The 20,712-nt window shown below is 65.4% G+C and carries 17 protein-coding genes; 7 read left to right on the forward strand and 10 right to left on the reverse strand.

Annotated features, from left to right (window positions below; translation table 11 throughout):
* Positions 1-3: 3 nt before the first annotated feature.
* The 4 genes from AC1DW9_RS25880 to AC1DW9_RS25895 all read right to left on the reverse strand — a co-directional run bounded on the left by AC1DW9_RS25880 (position 4) and on the right by AC1DW9_RS25895 (position 4,853).
* Entirely contained in the window at positions 4-894 is an 891-nt protein-coding gene (locus AC1DW9_RS25880) for an ABC transporter permease (RefSeq protein WP_476776915.1), read from the reverse strand.
* Positions 895-897: 3 nt separating this feature from the next.
* Positions 898-1,848, reverse strand: a complete 951-nt coding sequence (locus tag AC1DW9_RS25885) for an ABC transporter permease (protein WP_476776914.1) — start codon at positions 1,846-1,848, stop codon at positions 898-900.
* A 10-nt stretch (positions 1,849-1,858) separates the two neighbouring features.
* Positions 1,859-3,529 (reverse strand): peptide ABC transporter substrate-binding protein, encoded by a 1,671-nt coding sequence (locus AC1DW9_RS25890; RefSeq protein ID WP_476855213.1) that lies wholly within the window; start codon positions 3,527-3,529, stop codon positions 1,859-1,861.
* Between the two features lie 187 nt (positions 3,530-3,716).
* Complete coding sequence (locus tag AC1DW9_RS25895) at positions 3,717-4,853, reverse strand: NAD(P)/FAD-dependent oxidoreductase (RefSeq protein ID WP_441492229.1); 1,137 nt, start codon at positions 4,851-4,853, stop codon at positions 3,717-3,719.
* A gap of 259 nt (positions 4,854-5,112) precedes the next feature.
* On the opposite strand from AC1DW9_RS25895, the gene AC1DW9_RS25900 reads away from it, so the two are divergent.
* Genes AC1DW9_RS25900 through AC1DW9_RS25915 form a run of 4 tightly spaced genes read left to right on the forward strand, consistent with a single transcriptional unit; the run spans position 5,113 to position 9,595 of the window.
* Positions 5,113-5,526 (forward strand): RidA family protein, encoded by a 414-nt coding sequence (locus AC1DW9_RS25900; RefSeq protein ID WP_441492228.1) that lies wholly within the window; start codon positions 5,113-5,115, stop codon positions 5,524-5,526.
* A complete protein-coding gene (locus AC1DW9_RS25905; RefSeq protein WP_441492227.1) occupies positions 5,513-6,868 on the forward strand; it encodes an NAD(P)/FAD-dependent oxidoreductase in 1,356 nt (451 codons plus the stop codon). Before AC1DW9_RS25900 ends, AC1DW9_RS25905 begins: the two co-directional genes overlap by 14 nt.
* Before the next feature lie 20 nt (positions 6,869-6,888).
* Entirely contained in the window at positions 6,889-8,406 is a 1,518-nt protein-coding gene (locus tag AC1DW9_RS25910; protein WP_441492226.1) for an aldehyde dehydrogenase, read from the forward strand.
* A 55-nt stretch (positions 8,407-8,461) separates the two neighbouring features.
* Positions 8,462-9,595, forward strand: coding sequence for a serine hydrolase domain-containing protein (locus tag AC1DW9_RS25915; RefSeq protein WP_441492225.1), 1,134 nt, complete (start codon positions 8,462-8,464; stop codon positions 9,593-9,595).
* Between the two features lie 210 nt (positions 9,596-9,805).
* Here the strand turns inward: AC1DW9_RS25915 and AC1DW9_RS25920 are convergent, their stop codons facing one another.
* Both AC1DW9_RS25920 and AC1DW9_RS25925 read right to left on the reverse strand, forming a co-directional pair.
* Positions 9,806-10,852 (reverse strand): sensor histidine kinase, encoded by a 1,047-nt coding sequence (locus AC1DW9_RS25920; RefSeq protein WP_441492224.1) that lies wholly within the window; start codon positions 10,850-10,852, stop codon positions 9,806-9,808.
* Between the two features lie 504 nt (positions 10,853-11,356).
* Positions 11,357-12,793 (reverse strand): DUF1254 domain-containing protein, encoded by a 1,437-nt coding sequence (locus AC1DW9_RS25925; protein WP_441492223.1) that lies wholly within the window; start codon positions 12,791-12,793, stop codon positions 11,357-11,359.
* Positions 12,794-13,296: 503 nt separating this feature from the next.
* Here AC1DW9_RS25925 and AC1DW9_RS25930 point away from each other — a divergent pair.
* Positions 13,297-14,679 (forward strand): TAXI family TRAP transporter solute-binding subunit, encoded by a 1,383-nt coding sequence (locus AC1DW9_RS25930; protein WP_476776912.1) that lies wholly within the window; start codon positions 13,297-13,299, stop codon positions 14,677-14,679.
* Between the two features lie 109 nt (positions 14,680-14,788).
* Here the strand turns inward: AC1DW9_RS25930 and AC1DW9_RS25935 are convergent, their stop codons facing one another.
* Positions 14,789-16,303 carry a phospholipase D family protein gene (locus tag AC1DW9_RS25935; RefSeq protein ID WP_476855214.1) on the reverse strand — a complete coding sequence of 505 codons (1,515 nt, stop codon included), beginning with the start codon at positions 16,301-16,303 and terminating at the stop codon, positions 14,789-14,791.
* Here AC1DW9_RS25935 and AC1DW9_RS25940 point away from each other — a divergent pair.
* Positions 16,236-18,191, forward strand: a complete 1,956-nt coding sequence (locus AC1DW9_RS25940; RefSeq protein ID WP_476855215.1) for a DUF2252 domain-containing protein — start codon at positions 16,236-16,238, stop codon at positions 18,189-18,191. The two genes, AC1DW9_RS25935 and AC1DW9_RS25940, sit on opposite strands and share 68 nt — an antisense overlap.
* Before the next feature lie 23 nt (positions 18,192-18,214).
* On the opposite strand, the gene AC1DW9_RS25945 is transcribed toward AC1DW9_RS25940, so the two are convergent.
* The 3 genes from AC1DW9_RS25945 to AC1DW9_RS25955 all read right to left on the reverse strand — a co-directional run bounded on the left by AC1DW9_RS25945 (position 18,215) and on the right by AC1DW9_RS25955 (position 19,523).
* Positions 18,215-18,349, reverse strand: a complete 135-nt coding sequence (locus AC1DW9_RS25945) for a hypothetical protein (RefSeq protein WP_441492219.1) — start codon at positions 18,347-18,349, stop codon at positions 18,215-18,217.
* A 345-nt stretch (positions 18,350-18,694) separates the two neighbouring features.
* A complete protein-coding gene (locus AC1DW9_RS25950) occupies positions 18,695-19,003 on the reverse strand; it encodes a BTB/POZ domain-containing protein (RefSeq protein ID WP_441492218.1) in 309 nt (102 codons plus the stop codon).
* A gap of 151 nt (positions 19,004-19,154) precedes the next feature.
* The gene (locus AC1DW9_RS25955; protein ID WP_441492217.1) at positions 19,155-19,523 is read right to left on the reverse strand and encodes a hypothetical protein; all 369 of its coding nucleotides are present in this window, start codon (positions 19,521-19,523) and stop codon (positions 19,155-19,157) included.
* Between the two features lie 836 nt (positions 19,524-20,359).
* Between AC1DW9_RS25955 and AC1DW9_RS25960 the strand changes: the two genes are divergently transcribed.
* Positions 20,360-20,712 (forward strand): ATP-binding cassette domain-containing protein (locus AC1DW9_RS25960; protein WP_476855216.1); only part of this gene is annotated, 353 nt, incomplete at its 3' end.

Raw genomic sequence — 20,712 nt, forward strand, 5'->3', positions numbered from 1 at the left:
TCTTCAGCTGATCTCCATGCGCGGGTCGAGGGCATCCCTCAGGCCATCACCAACGAAATTGAAGCTGGTGACGGCCAGTGTAATGGCGAGACCGGGCATGATGGCAAGCCAGGGCGCGCTCGACAGGTAGATCTGCGCGTTGTTCAGCATATTGCCCCAGCTCGCGTTGGGCGGCTGGATGCCGTAGCCGAGAAAGCTGACATAGGATTCGAGCAGAATCGCCTTGGCGACATTCAGCGTCGCCGCGACCACGATCGAGGCGACCGCATTGGGCAGGAGGTTGCGCCACATGATGCGCAGGCTCGACGCCCCCATCGCCCTGGCAGCGACCGCGTAATCCTGGTCGCGCAGCGCCCTGATCTGCGCCTCGACGATGCGCGCGACATTCATCCAGGATGTCGCCGCGATCAGCAGCGTCATCGAGAGCAGGCCGGGCTTGACGAGCGCGGCCAGCGCCAGGAGCAGGAAGATCGTCGGAAAGCACAGGATCGCATCGACGAAGCGCATCAGGAGCGAGCCGATGATGCCGCCGTAATAGCCCGCGATCATCCCGACCCCGGTCCCGGCCGCGATCGCGATCGCCATGGCGGTGAAGCCGATCGCGAGCGAGATCCGCCCGCCCATCATCAGCCGGGCGAGGATGTCGCGGCCGAGTTCATCGGTGCCGAGGACATGGGCGCCGGACAGCGGCGGCGCGAAACGATGCATCACATCGATATGGGTGTCGTCGAAGGGCAGGAGATAGGGCCCAAGGAAGGAGCCTAGCACCAGGATCGCGATGGTGGCTGCCCCCGCCATCGCCAGCCTGTGGCGCCTGAAGCGGGACCAGGCGCTCTTGTGCTCGCTTCCCGCGCGGGTGTCGGCCAGGTCGATCAGGCCTGCTGCGTCGGTCATGGCTCACCCCATCCGGATGCGCGGATCAGCCACCGCGTAGAGCATGTCGGCCAGCAGCGACCCGAGCAGGACCATCACGGCCGAGAACATCAGGATGCCCATGACCACGGGATAGTCGCGGTATTCCACGGAATCGAGGAAGAGCCGCCCCATTCCCGGCCAGGTGAAGACGGTCTCGGTCACCAGCGCGCCACCGAGCAGCGTCGGGAACTGCAGGCCGGCAAGGGTGATGAGCGGCAGCAGCGCATTGCGCATCGCATGGCCGCGCAGCACCGCCTGCTCCGGCAGCCCCTTGGCGCGGGCGGTGCGGATATAGTCCTGGCCGATCACGTCGAGCATGGCCGAGCGCATGAAGCGGGCCCAGATCGCGGTCTCGACCAGCGCCAGCACGAGCGCCGGCGCGATGAGGTGATGCGCGACATCGAGGAAGGAGCCGTCGCCGATAGTCTGGCGATTGCCGGCGGGCAGCCAGCCGAGCTGGACCGAGAACAGATAGATGGCGATCAGCCCGAACCAGAAGGTCGGGATCGAGAGCGCCACCATCGCGCCCACCGTCGCCACCATGTCGAAGATCGAATAGCGCCGGATCGCGCCCAGGATGCCGATCCAGCAGCCGAGCGCGATGGCGATCAGCGTCGAGACCGCCATCAGCTCGAAGGTGGCGCGCAGATGCGAGCCGATGACGCTCCAGACCGGGCTGTTGTCGCGGAAGGAGCGGCCCCAGTCGCCGCTCAGCATGCGCAGCAGCCAGTCCCAGTACTGCACCGGCAAGGGCCGATCGAGCCCGAGCTGGCGGGCGATGCGGTCGAGATCCTCCTGCGACATCTGGGCCGACTGGGCGAATTGCGACATCGGCCCGCCCGGCGCCAGATAGAGGATCGCAAAGCCGATCATCGAGACGATGGCCAGCAGGATGAGGGACTGCCAGAGCCGCCTCAGGAGAAAGGGGATCATCTGCGCCCGCTCACGAAGCCCAGAACCAGCTGCGCATGTTCCAGCAATTCGACGAGCAGTTGATATTGGCGGCGAAGCCCTGCAGCCCATCCTTGATGCCTTCGGCCATCACCGTCTGGTAGATCGGCAGCAACACGAGATCGTGGCGGATGATCTTCTGGATCTTGCCATAGGTCGCCTTGCGCTGCGCCTGGTCGAACTGGCTCGCGCCCTCAGCCAGCAGCCGGTCGATCTCGGGGTTCTGGTACTGATAGGTGTTCAGGCCGCTGCCGGCCTTGGCCGGGATCGCCTTGCTGCTGAAGCGCGGCGTCACGTCCGGGTCGTTGCCGAGCATGAAATTGGACCCGACCATCACGGATTCGAATTTCGACTTCTGCCAGAACTCGCCCCAGATCACCGCGCCCGGCATGTTGTTGATGCGCATGGCGACGCCGAGCGCCCGCCAATCCTGCATCAGCAGCTGCTGCGACTGTTCGCGGCCGGGATTGCCGACCGTGGTCGAGTTGGCGAATTCGAGACGCATGCCGTTCTTCTGGCGGATGCCGTCGGAGCCGCGGGCCCAGCCGGCGGCATCGAGCAGCGCATTGGCTTTGGCGGGATCATGGCGTTGCGCCGGCAGGCTTGAATCATAGGCCCAGGATTGCTGCGGCAGGAAGGACTCGGTCGGAACGGGAAGGCCGTAATACAGGGCCTCGATCCGCGCCTGCTTGTTCATGCCGAGATAAAGCGCTTCCCGGACCGCCTTGTCGGCAAAGGGCGCGAATTCGAGATTCAGCGCGATATGCTCGATGAAGGCGGTCGGCGACAGCGAGAGCTTGCGGCCGCGCAAGCCCTGCGCCTCCTTGACGAAATGGGCGGAGATGCCGCTGAGCCCGAGATAGTCGATCTGCCCGGTCCGGAACTGGGTGTAGAGCATCGTCAGGTCGGGGATGTATTTGAAGACGACGCGCTCGAGATAAGGCCCCTCGCCGTGGTGGGCCGTGTTGGCCTGGAGCAGCAGGTGGTCGCCGGCGACGCGCTCGCCCCAGCGGAAGGCGCCGGTGCCGACGGGCGCGCTGTTGAACGGCGCCGTGTTCGGATCCTGCGCCTTTTCCAGTATGTGCCTGGGCACGATGAAGGTCAGCGCCAGGATCGAGAGATAGGGCGAATAGGCGCTTTCCATGCGCCAGTGGATCTCGTCGGGCGCAACGACGACGATATCCCTGACGAGACTGTGGCCGACGCGGTTGCGGACCCTGAAGCCGGGGGTATTGATCAGGTCGAGCGTGTATTTGACGTCCTCGGCGGTGAACGGCGTCCCGTCATGCCATTTCACGTCCCGGCGCAGCTTGATCTTCCAGACCAGCCCGTCGGCGGAAAGCCCGCCATTGCCGACGCTCGGAACCTCGGTCGCGAGATCGGCGACGAGACGGCCCTGGGGATCGATCGACCAGAGCGGGTTGAAAAGCTGCCACCAGACGCCCTGGTCGACCTCGCTGCCCGGCATCAGCGGATTGAAGACGGTCGGTTCCTGCGAAATCCCCGCAATCACCTGGCCGCGCGGCTTTTGCGGCGGCACCAAGGGGCGGGACTGCGCCTGGGCCGCGTTGAGTCCGCCGAGCAGCGAGGCTGCTCCGGCGCCGAGGCCAAGGCCCAGAAGTTCGCGGCGACTGGCGCCGCTGCCTGCCTTGCTATCGATCATCGCTTCTATCCCCTTTTATCGGCACGGGCTGTGTTCAGCCTCGAATGATGGCCGGCTCGTGCCGGCATAGGCCTGGATTACGTCTTCTGCGGTCAGGAAAGGTCGTCAAACGCTGAATACGTGATAAAATCCAATATCTTAGAGCGGCTTTCTCGTGAGAAACCGTCGCCACTTTTCGCAGCACGCTCTAGGCCGCTCGTTGCAGCCCGTCCCGCATCGGTGAAAGATCCGCGGCGGTGAGGCCGAGTTCGCTGAGGTTCGCCGGCAGGCTGCTTCCGGCCATGATCGCGGCGATCGCCTGCCCCATGGCCGGAGAGGTCAGGATGCCGCAGCCGCCCTGCCCCGCCAGCCAGTAGAAGCCCGGCGCGTCCGGCCGCGTGCCGGCCACCGGGTTCTTGTCGGCGACGAAGCTGCGCAGGCCCGCCCATTGGCTGAGCGGCCGGCCGACCCGCAAAAGCGTATCCTGCTCGATAATCTCGATCGCCTGCGCGACATCCATGTCGTCGGGATAGACATCGCCCGGCTCGGTCGGCACCGCGTCGGCCAGGCTTCCCATCAGGCAGCCGGTTTCCGGCTTCACATACCAGCCGTAGCCGACATTGCTGACATGCGGCCAGTCGCGCGTGTCGAAGCCGGGCTGCAGCGCAAAAGTGAAGGCGGTCCGCCGGTGCGGCACGACGCCCAGCGCGACAAGCCCCGCCAGCCGCGTTACCTCGTCGACCCAGGCGCCGGCCGCGTTGAGCAGCAGCGGGGCGCGCAGCTCGCGATCGCCCAGGCGCACGCTCCAGAACTCGCCCTCCCGGCGGATCGACTGCACATCGGCCTTGGTCAGGAGCGAGGCGCCATTGCCCTTCGCGCCGCGCAGATAGCCCTGCAGCAGCGCATTGACGTCGATATCCATCGCATCGGGTTCATAGACCCCCGCATCGACCTTGTCGGCGACCAGCGCCGGGAAATGGGCGAGCGCGGCACGACCGCCGAGATACTCGGCACGGGCGCCGACGGAGTGGAGATTGTCGCGCAGGCGGATGAGCGCCGCCTCCTGCCCCGCCTTCGCAACCGTCAGGCAGCCGCGCGGCGTCATGATCGGGTGATCGGTGAAGCCCTCGGGCGGCGTCTCCAGGAAGGCGCGGCTCGCCTGCGCCATCTTGCGCATGGTCGCGGCGCTGATCCCGACCGTGAACTGGGCCGCGGTGCGGCCGGAGCTGTGATAGCTGAAATGCTCCTCACGCTCGATCACGGCGACCGAGCCATGGGCGGAGAGGAAATAGGCCGCTGACGCGCCCGCTATCCCGCCGCCGATGATGATGACGTCAACCTGCATCGGCCGAACGCTTCCCTGCACTGCTGCCCGGCAACCGACGACCGGTTGCGCTGATCTGAAGGAGGGCACCGGGACAGGCGCCTTGTCGATTTCAATAATTGGAGGTCGAGGGCTGAAAAACTGGGACCGCCCTCGCCCGCTTTCCCGCCCCAAATTCCCGGACCGAATTTCTGGCCCTCCGCCTCCAATAATTGAAATCGACAAGGCGCCCGTCGCCGCGCTCCCTCTTGGCGCAAGGCAACGTCATGCGAAAGCGATCATGAGCGACACCAGACCATCAACGGGCGGCCGGCGCCTGATTTCCTCGGGCAGCGAATTCGAACAGACCTATAGCTACAGCCGGGCCGTGGTCGTCGGGCCCCATGTCATGCTGTCGGGCACCACGGGCTATGACTATGCCTCGAGCACGCTGGCAAAGGGCGCCCGCGAGCAGACCCTGCAGCTCTTCCGCAATGCCTCGGCCGCCTTCTCCCAGGCCGGCGCGACGCTTTCCGATGTCGTGCGGGTGCGGATGTATCTGTCCCAGGCCGCTCACTACGAAGAGATCATGGCCGTCTTCGCCGAGACTTTCCGGGGCGTGAACCCTGCCTGCACGACGGTCGAGGCCGGGCTGTTCGATCCGGAGATCCTCGTCGAGATGGACATGGATGCCATCCTCGATGTCCGCGCTTAGCCTGTTCCCGCACGCCCCCGACGATGTCGTCGCGCAGCTCGGCGCCGAACCGGTCGCGCTGCCGCGCCAGGCCGATGTCGTCGTCATCGGCGGCGGCATCATGGGGGCGGCATCGGCCTATTATCTCGCCGGCGCCGGGCTCAGCACCATCCTGATCGAGCGGGACAAGGTCTCGTCCCAGCAATCGGGCCGCAACTGGGGTTTCGTGCGGACGCAGTATCGCGATCCGCTCGAATTGCCGCTGGCGATCGAGGCGCTCAGGATCTGGCCGGAGCTGGAACAGGAACTCGGCCAGCCGATCGGCTGGCGCCGGACCGGCTGCATCTTCGTGGCGGAGACCGACGCGGAGCTCCAGAGTTTCGCGCATTGGCACGATGTCACGCGCGACATCGCCGTCGATGCCCGGATGCTGTCTGGCCCACAGCTCGCGAGCCTGATGCCGTCGCTGCGCGGCCAGGCGCCCGGCGCGCTGCACACCCCCTCGGACGGACAGGCCGAGCCCGCGCTCGCGACCACGGCCTTCGCCCGGGCGGCGATGCGGCGCGGCGTCCGCGTGCTCGACGATTGCGGGGCGCTCGCCATCGAGGTCTCCGGCGGCCGGGTCAGCGGCGTCGTCACCGAGCATGGCCTGATCCGCTGCGGCACCGTGGTCTGCGCGGCTGGCCTGCAAAGCCACCGCCTGCTCGCCCCGCTCGGCCTCGTCCTGCCACAGCAGGGCGTGCGCAGCACGGTCTCGCTCACCGCCCCGCTGCCGCCGCTCAGCGACGCCTGTTTCTGCGGCTTCGGCATCGGGCTGCGGCAGCGCGCCGACGGCTCTTGCATCATCGCGGCCGATTCAAGCTCGGATATCGATCTCTCCCTCGATTCATTCCGAGCCTCGCGCTTTTTCCTGCCCGAGCTGCTGCGCTACCGCAGCGGCTTCGCCTTCAGGCTCGGGCGGCCGCTCCTCGACGATCTGCATGAGCGCCTATCCGTGCCGAAGCGCGAGCGGCCGGTGGCGCGCCGGCGTCCGCGCATCCCGGCCAATGAGGCGCGGGCGGCCAGGACCGGCGAGAGCGTCAGGCAGCTCTTCGCCGGAGCGGACGGCATCGAGATCGTGAAATCCTGGGCCGGCCAGATCGACGTGATGCCGGACGCGCTGCCGGTCCTGGACAGCCCCTCGGAGATCGCCGGGTTGATCGTCGCGACTGGCTTCTCCGGGCACGGCTTCGGCCTCGGCCCGGCCGTCGGACGCCATGTCGCCAGCCTCGCCAGCGGTGACGCTCCGGCCGCGATCCTCGCGCCGCTGCGCTTCGACCGTTTCGCGCGCGGCACCTATTCGCGCCCGCACGCCCCCCTCTGAGCCTCATCCGGGATGTCGTCATGAATTTTGAGACCGCGGCCCATTACCGGGCCATCGCCGGCAGCCTGGCGCTGCCCGCCGGGGCCTTCATCGACGGCGCGCGCGCCGGCCCGGCCGACGGAAAGCTCCTCGAAACCGTCAACCCGGCGACGGGCGAGGTGCTGACCACGATCGCGCATTGCGGACCTGCCGATGTCGACCGGGCCGTGGCCGCCGCGCGGCGCTCCTTTCGCGATGGCTCCTGGTCGCGCGCCACGCCCGAGCTGCGCAAGGCGGTGCTGCTCAGGCTCGCCGAGCTGATCCGCAGCAACGCGACCGAACTCGCTGTGCTGGAAAGCCTCGACAGCGGCAAGCCGATCAGGGACTGCCTGAAGGAGATCGCGATCGAGGTTCCCGCCACCTTCCAATGGTATGCCGAGCTGATCGACAAGAGCTTTGGCAGGGTCGCGCCCACCGGCGAAGACGCCTGTGCCCTGATCACGCGCGAGCCGATCGGCGTCGTCGGTGCCGTCCTGCCCTGGAATTTCCCGCTGCTGATGGCGGCCTGGAAACTGGCGCCGGCGCTGGCCAGCGGCTGCTCCGTCGTCGTCAAGCCGGCCGAGCAGACCGCGCTGTCGCTGCTGCGGCTGGCGGAGCTGGCGACTGATGCCGGTCTTCCCGCCGGCGTGCTCAACGTCCTGCCCGGTCTCGGCGAGACCACCGGCCGGGCGATCGGCCTGCACAACGATATCGACGCCGTCTCCTTTACCGGCTCGACGCAGGTCGGCCGGCTGTTCCTGCGCTATGCCGCAGAAAGCAACCTGAAATCGATCGGCCTCGAAATGGGCGGCAAGAGCCCCTTCATCGTGCTCGATGATGCCGAACTTTCGCCGGAGCTGATCGAGAACGCCGTGACTGCGGCCTTCTGGAATGGCGGCCAGAACTGTTCCGCCAATATGCGCCAGATCATCGACCGCAGCCGCCAGGAGGAATATCTCCATCTGGTCACGGAACGCGCCCGGGCGCTGGTCGTCGGGGATCCGCTCGATCCGGCGACGGAACTCGGCCCGATGGTCTCGGCCGAGCATCGCCGGACGGTGCTGGGCTTTGTCGAGGCCGGGCATCGCGAGGGCGCGCGCTGCGTCCTGGCATCCTCGCAAGCGCTACAGGAGCGGCCCGGGCATTTCCTTGGCCCGACCGTCTTTGGCGACCTGAGCCCACAGATGACGATCGCGCGCGAGGAGATTTTCGGCCCGGTGCTCGGCGTGCTCCCGGTCGACGGTCTGCACGAGGCGCTGGCGGTCGCGAATGACAGCGACTACGGGCTGCACGCGACGCTCTACACCAGGGATCTCGACCGGGCGCTGTTCATGTCCCGGCGGCTGGCCTGCGGCACCGTTGCGATCAACGGCTTCACCGAAGGCGATCTCAAGACGCCGTTCGGCGGCTATAAGCGCTCGGGCTCGCTGGCGCGCGACAAGGGCCTGGAAGCCATGGGGCAGTACCTGCAGACGAAGACGACCTGGATCAGCATCAGCGCGCCGACACGGCAGGGATGATGTGGCGGGACAGGCAGGCCGGGATCATGGCCAGGAACGGGCAATGGATAAGGCGATGAGCATGGACAGCTCCACCCGCGCTCAGATCGAGCGCTTCTATGACGGCACCTTGCTGCCCGACGAGATGGTCGCGACGATGTCGACCGATGGCGGCTGGTTTCCTTCGCGAACCATCGCACGCGCATCGACGCCGTCCGTGCTGAAACGATCCGGCCAGGCCCTGCCACCGCTCGCCATCCAGGACCACGGCACGAGCTTCGACCTCTACGACTATCTCTCGGTCAACCGCGTCGCCGGGCTGATGGTGCTGCGCGATGGCGAGGTGGTGCAGGAGAGCTATTCACTGGGCATCGGCCCGCAGACGATGTGGAATTCCTGCTCGCTCGCCAAATCGGTGGCCGCGACGCTGGTCGGCATCGCGCTGCGCGAGGGCGCCATCGCGAGCCTCGACGACCCGGTGACGCGCTACGCCCCGCTCGGCGGCGTCTATGCGCAGGTCTCGATCCGGCAGCTCTTGCGCATGGCGTCCGGCATCCGCTGGCGCGAGGCCTATACCGACCCGACCTCCGACCGCAGGCAGCTGTTGGACATCCAGATGCAGTGGCAGAAAGGCGGCATCGCCCGGCATATGGCCGGCCTCCCCGCCGAGACGGCGCCGGGGCAGTCCTGGACCTATAATACCGGTGAATCCTACCTCGTCAGCGCGGTGATGGAAGGCGCCACCGGCACGAACCTCGCCGATTACCTCTCCACGCGGCTGTGGTCGCGCATGGGCGCGGAAGCCGACGCGACCTGGTGGTCGGAGAGCCCGGACGGAATGACCGTGTCGGGCAGCGGCATGCACGCGACCATGCGCGATTACGCCCGTTTCGGGCAGTTCGTGCTCGATGGCGGGCGGATCGGCGGCGAGACCCTGCTGCCCGAAGGCTGGACCGGCGAAGCGGGTTCGCCCTTCCCGATCGGCGACACCCTCATCCCCTATGGCTATATGTGGTGGATTCCCGTCCTCGATGATCCCGCGCTCAAGGGCACCTTCCAGGCCGAGGGCATCTATGGCCAGTACATCCACATCAACCCGCAGAAGCGCCTGGTCGTCGTGGTGCTGAGCGCGCGCTCGAAGCCGAGCTACCGTCAGCGCCTCGAGATCAATGACGACGCCTTTTTCGCGGCGCTTGCCCGCGCCTTGTGAGGGACAGGGCTGGAGTGCGTTTCCCGCAACGATGGACAAGGGCGTTCGCGCGGCATCCTGTTGCCCGAACTGGCACCATATTGGCCTGGATTGCGAGAAGAGGGCAGAGGCGAACCGACGAGCAGGTAGGTCTGCGACGACAGATCACGCAGCTTGTCCGGGCAATAGGCTGCTCATCGCATCCAGCGCCCGGGAGACCTCAAGGGAGTTTCAGGCCGCGCTCGGCATGCGCGAGATGAAGCTCGCCCGGGTGATCGAAATCTTCATGCCCCCGGCCCCGCTCTGCGCCTCCATGACGGCGTCGAGCTGCTTGACGAGCGCCTGCACAATAGCCGTGCCCAGTCCGGTGCCGGCGTCGCTTGCCGTCTTTCCGATGCCATTATCGGAGACGATCAGCTTCCAGTCGGCACCGTTGATCTCGTAGGTGACGAGGATCATGGCATCGGCCCGGACGACGGGGAATGCGTATTTGATGGCATTGATGACAAGCTCGGTGACGATAAGGCCGAGGCTCACGGCTTGATCGGAACGGATCGCCCCTGAATCCGCCATCACCTTGACCGTGATGGGCTGGCCCTCCCCGACCATTGACGAAGCGAGGCTGCCGCAAAGCTTGGTGAGGTAGGAGTTGACCTCGACCTGGTCGATCGCCTCGGAGGTGTGGAGATGCCGCTGCACTTCGGCGACCGACATGACGCGTTGATGCGCATCCTTCAGATGCCGGCGGGTTTCCTCCGATGAGACAGCCCGCGCCTTCAGCAGCAGGATGCTGGCGATGATCTGGAGGCTGTTGGCGACGCGGTGCTGGATTTCCTGAAGCAGGACATCCTTCTGGCGCAGCAGCTCTTCGGTTTGCCTGAGAAGCTCCTCCTTCTCCCGCTCGACCGCCCGACGCGCCGTGACGTCGGTGCAGGTGAGCAGGATCCTTGTGGCCGAGCCGTCTTCGTCGACCATCTGCCGGGCATTCAGGAGAATGGTCCGCCGGCCGAGATCGGGACAATCATGCTCGACCTCGAACCCGTCCATGACGGCATGCGTGGGAATGATCCGTTCCAGAAGAACGCGAAGGGCAGCGATGTCCCATTGGCCGTCGCCCAGAGTGGAGAGCGGACGGCCCGGCGCTTCGTCAGGATCGATGCGGAAGGCGGTGCAGAAGGCGTTGCTGGCTGCCAGGACACGAAGCTGATCGTCGAGCACAGCAAATGGCTCGGGGATCGTATTGACGATCGCCTGCGCCAATGTGCGTGGGTCTGCCATGTCTTGAGAAATCCTTCTGGGACGCGGCAAGCCCCCCGGCGGGGATCACAAGCGCATTCTCGGGCCGGCAACCGGCCCGTTTCTGAGGGATGATACACCTTGCAGTGATCACTGTCGCAGCCCGAGCGGGGGTTTCGGGCTTCCAGAAGGGTCCAATGCCCTCATCGCGAATGACACCGCCGATGGCCGTCTTCGATCACCGCCGAGCCTGCGGTCTGGAGTAACTGACGTCCTGGATCATCGGACCGGATATCGTATCCGGTTCGATGATCTAACCCTTTGTGTTTGCATCGGCTTTCTCGAAAACCGCAATCCACTTTTCGGGCCGATGCCTTAGCGGGTCCAGTCCGGTCGAAGGGCGTTTGCGGATTGCCCCGCCGCGACCAGGGCTGACTGACCGACCGCAGCCTCCGCGCCATTCACTCACGCGGGGCAACCGCGAGACCGAGGGCTTCACATGCCGGGGCACCGGAGCGGGTTCGTTCCGGTGCCCTCTCCTGGGGATTACTGGCCCACCACGGCCGGAAGCCCCTGCGCCCTGGTGATGGCTGGGGGGTTCCATTTGCCGGTCAAGACCTCGGATTTCGGGCCGTAGAGCCGCATCGTCAGATTGAACTCGCCCTTCGGCGCCGGAAGCCAGTTCGCCTCCTTGTCCTTGCCCGGATTGGCATTCTGGAAATACAGGTCGAGCGATCCGTCGGCGTTGAATTTGAACGGCATCCAGCTGCTGACCGCAAAGCGATCGAGACTGTTGGCGACCTGAAATCCCTCCGGGTCGTAGAGCGTGACCGACCAGAAGGCGTTCACGGGTGGCAGGGCGCCCTTTTCAAAATGCAGCGTGTATTTGCCGGCGCCGTCGAGCGGCTTGCCAGCTTCGTCACCGAGATTGAGGGGGTAGACCGCATCTTCGGGGAGATTGGCGCCCAGGCCTACCTGCGCAACGATAGCGCGCTTGAGATAGTAGTTTCCGTAGACGCCCATGGTATCGGTGTTCATCGACCAATGGTTCGCCACCCGGGCGAGCGTCGGGATCTTCCATTCCATGAGCTTCTGCCCGGCCTCGGGTGCAGCTTCGAGGCCCTTCTTTACCGCCGGCGGGAGCTTGTCGATATCGAAGCTCTCGCCCGGCACGATGCCGATGCGCTTCATCTGAGCGATGATCGGCTGATCCGTGGAATGCGGCGGATGAAGCTTCAACAACTCGGCGGCGTAGGCGAAGTACTTAGCCGCCGGCATGGTGTCGACCTGAACCTTCGGCGGCGTCTTCATGTCGATGCTGGGATCGATCTTCACCTCGACCGGCTTCGGCGCCTTACCCCAGTCGGACAGGGCCGTAACCTTGTAGCCGGCCTGGACCTTGTGAACGGCCTCATAATCCGGCGGACCGTCCGTCTTCGTCCGGCCGATGATCCAGACATAGGGCGTCGGCGCGCCGATACGCGCCATCCCGGCTGGTACCGTCCCGGTCCAGCCAGGAGGTGTGATCAGGAAATTGCCGGCTTGCGTCCCCGTCGTCCGCCATCCCGGCGATGCGAAGACGTCGGTCCACATGTCGAGCATGGGCAGAAGATAGTAACGGCCGCCCGTGTCGGGCGCGGAGACGACCTGCGGTTCCTTGGTCAGATCGAGCCAGGCGATGGAATAGAGCGTGTCGAAATTAACCCGGACGACGACCTTCATATCGGCCGGCGGGAACGCCGGCACGTTCACGAACATGTTCATCGGGCCCTTTCCGAATTCTTTTCCGGCCTCGATGTTCGTGGATTGCTTGCGGGTTACGTCCATGGAGAGCAACGGATAGAAGTAGAGATAGGCATCGACCCCAATGGCTTGCGCCTCAGTTTCGGTCAGCGCCGGCTGCGAACCCTGAGCGATCGCGATATGTACAGATCCAAAACCAAGAAGAACACCCAGAGACAATCCAATCGCAATTTTATTCATTTCACTCTCCCGCTTCCGCTAGAGATGTCAGAGCTTAAATTCGGAAACTCAGAATTTATCTTCCGTAGATCAGGATACCGATGCGCCGATCTATAATAATCAACGCTTTGATAGTCGGCGAACATTTGTTGTCGACAAAGGCCACGCAGAATTCATTGTGACTGAGAAGGAGACCGCGTCAATTCGTAATGGAGCGGGAGAGCCGACATGCTTGGCCTCTGCCATGAAGGCCGATCCTGGCCGTTACGCGACGCGCCTCGGCGCCATTCCTGCTGGCCTCCTGCGCCAGTTCGCCATCCCGACCATCCGAATGCGCGGCTCTGCAGCCCTGCGAGAGCGGAGCACGTGCCAATGCCATGGGTGACGTGGCCGTATAGTGCGCTAAGCTTGCCCTGCCGAGCTCGTGGGCTGCCCCTGCTGAATGGGTTCAGGGTCCGACTTATCCTGGCTTGCAGGTGCTGAGCCGACGTCTTCGAAGCGAGGCGCAGTTCGGGACATGTGCCATGAACATCTCGATGTCGCGTCTCCTGCTGATCTCCGCGGCGGCCTTCGCGCTGCTCACCGCCGCCGTCGTCGGCTATCTCTCCTGGTCGCAGCCCCTGCATCTGCGCGTCGCGGCCGGCCCCAAGGACGGGATCGATGCCAAGCTGCTGATCGCCTTCAATCGCCTGCTCGACGTCAACCGGGCCGGGGCGCGCCTGGACCTGGTCACGACGGCCGACATGCACGAAAGCAGTCAGCTGCTGGAGAAACGGGAGGTCGACCTCGCCGTGCTGCGGCTCGACGATCCCCTACCGACCGGGGCTGCACTGGTCGCAATGCTGCGCACCAATCTCATGATCGCTGCAGCACCGGCCAGGCTCAAGCTGGAGACCCTCGCCGACGTGAAGGGCAAGCGCCTCGGCCTTGTCTCCCGCTCACCGCTCGATGAGCCGTCCTTCGTCCGGCTGCTCGACATGGTGGGCCTCACACCGGCAGATGTTCGCATGACGATCATCAAGCCCGAGGATGTCGCCCGGCTCGTCGCCGGCGGACAGCTCGATTGCGTCGTCGTGCTCGGCGTGCCGGCCGATCCCGTGGTCAGGGACGTGGTCGCCGCGGTCGGCGACAAGCGCAAGACACCCCCGACCATCCTCAGCATCGAGCTTGGCGAGTCCCTGAAGCAGAACACCCCGGCCGCCAGCTCCGAGACGATCGAGAAGAACGCCTTTCCGCGCCTGTCCATTCCCGACGACGATGTCGACACGGTCGGGGTTCCAACCGCGCTGGCCGCCAATCGCGCCTCGACCGGCCCCATGCGCGTGCGGCTCTACAACAACGCGATCATGGAGGTAACGCGCGGCCTGCTGGAGCGGCGCAGCGAGCTGGCGCGCGAGGTGCCGCTGGCCAGCCTGATCACCCCGCCCGACAGCGAGAAGGACGCGCGCTTTCCACTTCACCCCGGAACCGCCGCCTATCTGGAAGATACGGACACGAGCTGGTCGACCCTGTTCAGCGAACAGATCTGGAATGTCGTGCTGGTCGGCGGGGTCATCAGCTCGATGCTCGCCGCCGCCGGCGGCTTCCTCAACCAGGGCGGCGCCGATCCGATGGGCGGGATCCTGTCCCGCCTGAAGGACATCACGGAACGCGCCGGCGCCTCGACCGATCCAGCCGACGCGCAAGGGCTGTCGCAGGAACTCGGCGTCCTGGCGATCGACATGGCAGCCCTCGGCTACAAGCGCCGATGCAGCTACGAGGAGTTCGCGCCGCTGCAACTCGCCTATGAGAGCGCGCGGGACGCTGTCGCGGCACTGCGCGCCGGACCGCCGCCCACGGCTCGCGGCGACATGGCATCGGAAGCCGTGGCGCGGCCCCAGTCACTGAAACGGGAGCGCAGCCCGTGAGCGCTGCCCCTGTCGCACGGCGCTGATGGCCGCCCCGGCAAGGACGCTCGCGATGAATGCCCCGCCCACGAGCACCCGGACATTGCCCGCGCGAGCCGGGTTGTGGGCGTCAGAGTTGCGAGTCGATCGGCAGGAGCTTCAACAGGTCGGCGACGAGGCGCCGGCGCAAACGGGTCTCGGGCTCGCCCCGATAGTGGACGCTTTGCCCCTCCCGCGCCGTCTCCCAGACGATCCCGCCATTCGGCTCGAGCAGAACACGGTAGCTGTTGGCGGGCCCGACGCCGGTCGCCATGTAGGCGACCAGCCTCTCCGCCAGCTCCGGGCTCTCGATATAGAGCCCGGCCTCGGTGTTGATCACGGCGGAGCGCGGATCGAGGTTGAAGCTGCCGATGAACACGGCCTGCCGGTCGAAGGCCATGGCCTTGGTATGCAAGGCTGCAGGTGACCGGCCGGAACGGAGCGACCAGCCCGGCCGGTAGGCGTCGGTATCCGGGCGCAGCTCGTAGAGCTCCATGCCGTTCTCCAACAGCCGCCGGCGGGTCTTGGCGTAGCCGGAATGCGCCGGCAGCATGTCGTTCGAAGCCAGCGAATTGGTCAGCACGCGCACCCGGACATGGCGCTCGTGCAGCGCCTTGACGGTTGCCTGCGCCCTGGCGGGAAGCACGAAATACGGCGTCTCGACGAGCAATTCCTGCTTCAGCTCGGCGACACGCCCGCGGATGAACGCAACCACATGGTCGCTCTCGATGCCCGGCGCGATGGTTTCCGGATCGTCGGCGATGACCCGGCCCTGTGCCCAGACGAGATTGTCGCGAAGCTCCGCGCTCTGGAGTGCCAGCTCGTCGAGGTCCTGGTCGATCGGATAAGGGTATTCGGCGGCGGCGATCTCCGCGCGCAGGCGAATGAGGATGGCATCGAGATCGGCGGCGCCATAGCTGCGCTCGACGATCGTCGCGATCGGCACGGTCGAGGGATTGTTCCAGAACCGGTCGAAAACATCGGACAGATTGCGCACGACAGGCCCGACCGCCAGCACGTCCAGATCGCGATAGTTGGCGATCGTGTTCACGCCATAATAGATGTCGCCGATATTGCGGCCGCCCACGATCGCCGCAGCATTGTCGGCAACCATCAGCTTGTTGTGCATGCGGCGGTTCAGCCGGCCGAAATCGACGATATAGTCGAGCGCAGACCAGCGCCGGTTTGTCACCGGATTGAACAGGCGGATCTCGACATTGGGATGCGCGTCGAGGGCGGCTTTGACGGCATCGCTGGCCTTGTAGAAGGCGTCGTCGACGAGAAGACGAACCCTGACCCCGCGATCGGCCGCCTTCATCACGCTGTCGACGATGATGCGGCCGGTGATATCGCCGTCCCAGGAATAGTACTGCATATCGAGGCTGCGCTCGGCCAGGTCGGCCAGCGCGAGACGGGCGATGAAGGCCTCACGCCCGTGGATCAGGAGGCTGAAGCCGGAGAGGCCGGGATGTTGATCGGCAGCCGCGCCGAAGGATTGTCCCAGCCTGGTCGAGGCGGGGTCGCCGAACGCCGTCGATATGCTGCGCTGGTCGTCGGACCAAGGGCGGGCAGYGCGGCCGGTGAAAACCCTACCCAGCCAATTCACGACCATGCGCGGGATTGCGCGCGCGCCGGGCGCCCGAGGCCGGACCGACCCTGCAGAACGGCTGGTTCCTTGCGTATCGGCGCGTATCGGGCTGGGCTTTTCGCGGCGCATGGTGCTCTCCACCATCCCTGGCTGGCAAGCAAGCGCGGCAGCGGGCAATCCGTCAAGCACAAGCCGCGGGCCAATTGGCCTGTGCCTCGAAAAATCACGGCCAATGCGGTGGGGGATACTGCAAGGATATTGGGCCATGCCCGGCCAGGCGCGGCGGTTGTGGCGTGGCGCTGCCCACACCGGAGAGACGACGCGCGGAACGAGCCGACAATTCGGTGCGATCAGGGCCTCAAAGGCAGTTCTCGAATTCGCGAAAAGGCGTACCTTACGCAAAGATTGCGCCGGCTGTTTTCTGTGTGGGGGCGTCATGTCTGCAAAATCGAACAGGCTCGCGTCGCCAAAGAGGTCTGAGCTGGAGGTCCTGCACGGCGCCAGCGCCGACGAGATCCTCACCAATCGGCCGCTACCGGATGAATTCACGCGGGTGATGTCGTTGGCGGAGCGGATGGAGGCCGGAAAGGCGCTTCGCGATCGCGTCCCCCGCCCGCAGCATCGGACATGGGCGCCGAACGGAAGCCGCCCCGACCCGCTCGCCCTTCTTCAGGCGGCGGATGCCGATCGCATTCCCGAGCTCGTCCCCATCCGCTATGGGCGCATGCTGCAGTCGCCCTTTGCTTTCTACCGGGGATCGGCAGGCATCATGGCAGCCGATCTCAGCACCACGCCGAACACCGGCATCCAGGTGCAGGCCTGCGGCGACTGCCACCTGATGAATTTTGGCGGCTTTGCCACGCCCGAACGCAACATCCTCTTCGACATCAACGATTTCGACGAGACCTTGCCCGCCCCCTGGGAGTGGGACATCAAGCGGCTCGCGACCTCGTTCGTCCTCGCGGCCCGGTCGATCGGATTGCCGGCCAGGACCGCGCGGGACACCGCCATCGCCTGCGTGCGCAGCTACCGCAGGCACCTTGCGACTTACGCGGACATGCATCCGCTCGACGTCTGGTACGCGCGCGTCACGGGAGACGATCTCGTCTCCGTGGCGCCCGCGCGCGAACGGGGCCGAATTCAGAAGCGGATCGCGAAGGCGGCCCAGCAGGACGGCTCGGAAACCGATTTTCCCAAGATAACGGACATGGTTGGCGGTCGCGTCCGCATTCGCGACATGCCGCCCCTGATCTACCATCCCGAGGGATCGCGGCGTCCAGATTTCGAGGAGCAGTTGAAGCGGATCTTCCGCGATTATCGGGAGACCTTGTCCGAGGACCGTCGCGTCCTGCTGGACCGCTATCATCTGGTCGACGCAGCCATCAAGGTCGTCGGCGTCGGCAGTGTCGGGCGCCGCTGCTGGGTTGTCCTAATGATGTCCTCCTGCAACGACCCCTTGTTCCTGCAGTTCAAGGAGGCGGTGGCTTCGGTGCTAGAGCCCTATGCCGGCACGAGCGCCTATTCCCAGCACGGCCAGCGCGTCGTCGTCGGGCAGCGCCTGATGCAGCCTGCATCGGATCTGTTCCTGGGCTGGGTCACCGCCGAGCTTTCAGGCAAGCAGTTCTATGTGCGCCAGTTGCGCGACGCCAAGATCAAGCCGCTGGTCGTGACCTTCGACGCCGAGCTGCTCCTGAGCTACGCCCTCGCCTGCGGTTGGGTGCTGGCACGCGCGCATGCTGTCGCCGGCAACGCCGACGGCATCAGCGGCTATCTCGGATCGAACGACCAGTTCGACGAGGCATTGGGCGATTTCTCGGTGAGCTATGCCGACCAGGCGGAGCGCGACCATGCCGCCCTCAAGGCCGCCGTGCGCCTGGGCAAGGTCAAGGCCTATCTGGACGCCTAGCGGAACCGGTCACGGATGGCGCTTCAATGGATCACGACCGCCGCAATCAGGGCGAAGGCTGCGGCAAGGGTGAAGAGAGCGAGCCAGGCGGGATAGCGCGGTGCCATCCACAGCCCGAGCGCGCGGCAATGATCCAGACTCGACCACAGGCTTGTCATGGTGGTCTCCATCGCATGTTGCCGGGATCGGACCATCCGCGGAGAGGCTGAACCTTAAGGCTGAGGCTAAAGCTGAGGCCAAGGCCGAGGCTGGTCGCCGCTCCGCGAGCGATCGTCCGGAGACCTGGGTCAGGCCGCCGGCGATATCATCTAAGCGGCATCGGACATGGCGCGGGATCGCGCCAAATGCCTGGCCCTTGCCGGGCTCGACTGGAATTGCGGTGGGCCGAGGCAAGGTCGGCGTCGGGGCTGGTCTCAGTTCGGTCCGAAGCGAGACGGCCCCTTCACTGGACGCTCAATCGGCGGATTAAGCAAGCAGCCCGCCCGCGTCATCTTGGCCACGCCTCAGGCGCGGACTGCCGACGGGCTGACAGGCACGACCGTGAACCGATCGCGGGGGCGCCGCGGTGCGAAGCTCGTCCTTTGATTGAGGTCGCCGGTCTCGTAGCGCATATAGGCCTGGATCGCGGTCATCACGGCGCCAAGCGAGGCGTAGGGGCCAAACCGGATCATGGGGAGCGCCAGCACGCCGCGGTTCTGCGGGCCGATCCAGAAGTCGTCATCCCGCTCCGCGACAATCGTTCCGAAATGGCGACCGAGCCGGTCCTTCATTTCCCAAACGCTGTGCTCGAGCTGCGTGACGACGATGTCCATGAACGCCTCCGGCCGGCCGGTTGCGCGCTTGCGCCGGTCGCCAGGATATGGGGTTGCCGGGTCATGCCGATAAGGTCGCCAGCCGGGAATACAGCCGCCGCGACGAGGCCAGGGCGTTCACGCCCCCTGGCGCTGCCGGCCGCCATCGCCGTCAGAACTTCTTCCTGGTGATCAGGGTCAGCCGCCCATTGGCACCGGTCTCGGCGACGAGCACCTGCAGCGATGACAGCCCCTGCGCCCGAAGCGCAAGGGCGAGGAGCGGTGCTGCATCGATCGCCGTCCGGAGCTTCTGCAGTTCGTCATCGCCGCGTGCTGCGACGATCCGGGTGACGCGTAGCCGTTCCGGCTTTGGCAGCGCGCGGATATCGACGACGATCACCGACCGGTTCCTCAAGGGTCCCGATGCAGCCACGGGACTGAGCCCGACCTCGCGGTCGACAGCAGCTTCTTCAGGCGGAGCCTGGGCCTGGGCGGCACCGGTGAGTGCGAGGGCGGAAACCGCGGCCACGATCGGGATCATGTGCATCGGCAGTCCTTCCATCCGGTCACGGGTCGGCGCGGAGCTCAGGCACGCCCGGGCAGTAACGCCCGTGCTGCGATCACCGCCTCGACGCGTTGCGAGCCCCCATCCTGCCCATCCGGTTTCGTGTAGGCCTCGTGATCGTCGTCTCGCCGAGCAAGACTGCGCTCGCGATCTCGCGATCCCGCGCGACGTTTCAGCATAGCTGCGATGTCCTCTACCAGAAGTGGACGATGACCAAGAACTGCAACTAAAATACTCATTACAGCCAGATCTTTCCGATCAAACTTTAATCTCGGACAGATTTTATGATCAAAGAATCACCAGAGGAATTAATACCTTTTAAAAGCCTGATATCCCCTGAGAAAGCGGGGCAGTGAAACGTCAAATACGCAAATTTGTACAGGTATTTCTCTACCCGATTACGCTTTTGTTACCCGCCCGGAGCCCACAAGGAGCAGGAATGCCACAGTCGATGCGATCACGGCATGGCGCCCGGGCCAATCGCCGCCGCGCCCTGCGCCCATGGAGCAGCGGGTCAGAACGGGAGCCTCGCCTGGAGCAGCGGCGCCATCGACGGCGCCGATGAGGGGCGTTCCCCGGCGTCGCGATCGTGGGCGCCCGCCAGCATAACATTCCGGCATGAAGTCATGCCTGCCGGCGGATTGCCCGCCGGGGCCCGGTTCCTATGCTCGGCCCAAGGACACACTCACTTCGGATCAGCTCTTCATGGCACATGCGACCACCGCGCACCCTCGCCCGGGAGATCACGGCGCGACGGCCGATCGCCCTGTCGGGCTGAGGCAGACCTCCCTGAACAAGGATACGGCGTGGAGATGATCGGGGTCAACAAGTGGTATGGCGAGTTCCATGTCTTGCGCGACATCAACCTGAAGGTGGCGCGCGGCGAGAAGCTGGTGATCTGCGGACCCTCAGGCTCGGGTAAGTCGACGATGATCCGCTGCATCAACCGGCTCGAGGAACACCAGAAGGGCCAGATCATCGTCGACGGCACCGAGCTGACCAATGATCTGAAGAAGATCGACGAGATCCGCCGCGATGTCGGCATGGTCTTCCAGCACTTCAACCTGTTTCCACATCTGACGATCCTGGAGAACCTGACGCTCGCGCCGATCTGGGTGCGCAAGATGCCGAAGAAGGATGCCGAGGAGATCGGCATGCACTATCT

The organism is Allobosea sp. P4_E12 (assembly GCF_056401655.1).